Annotated in this window: 1 protein-coding gene; it reads right to left on the bottom strand. The window is 64.5% G+C overall.

What is annotated here, in order from left to right:
- Positions 1-178 precede the first annotated feature (178 nt).
- A partial coding sequence (locus KDM41_19040; GenBank protein ID MCB1185520.1) for a mechanosensitive ion channel occupies positions 179-501 on the bottom strand: 323 nt, incomplete at its 5' end.

Raw genomic sequence — 501 nt, 5'->3', positions numbered from 1 at the left:
GTTTGAGTAGGGGGATGAGGAGGTGAGGGGATGAGGAGGTGATGGAAGAGTCTGTCGCCTTCGTGGCTTTGCGTCTTCATGTGTGTGCTTTTTGCCGGCGCGGGCGAGGCGGCGCCAGGGCAGGCTATCTCGCCAAGTTGCGGAGATGCAGAGAGTGGCCGGCGTGGCGGAACCCGCCTCACGCCTCCTTGCTGTGAGGCACGATGCCCGCCAGCTTCTCCCACCCATCGCCCAGATTGAGGTCGCGCTGCGGGAAGGGGATCTCGATGCCGTGCGCGGCAAAGGCGTCCCACAGCATGTAGTAGAGATCGCTCCGCACCCGGCCGGAACGGTCCGGCTGATCCACGCTCACCGAGAGGTTGAAGTCGATGCTGGATTCGCCGTAGCCCAGAAACGCAACGAAGGGCGGCGGTTCGGCCAGCACCAGCTCGTGCTGGAGCGCCGTTGCGCCGGCGACTTCCCGGACCTCATCCGGCTTGCTCTTGTAGCTCACGCTGAAAG

Source organism: bacterium (genome assembly GCA_020440705.1).
Classification (GTDB): Bacteria; Krumholzibacteriota; Krumholzibacteriia; order LZORAL124-64-63; family LZORAL124-64-63; genus JAGRNP01.
The sequence above is the reverse complement of the archived record's forward strand: the minus strand, read 5'-3'. Positions and strand labels throughout refer to the sequence as shown.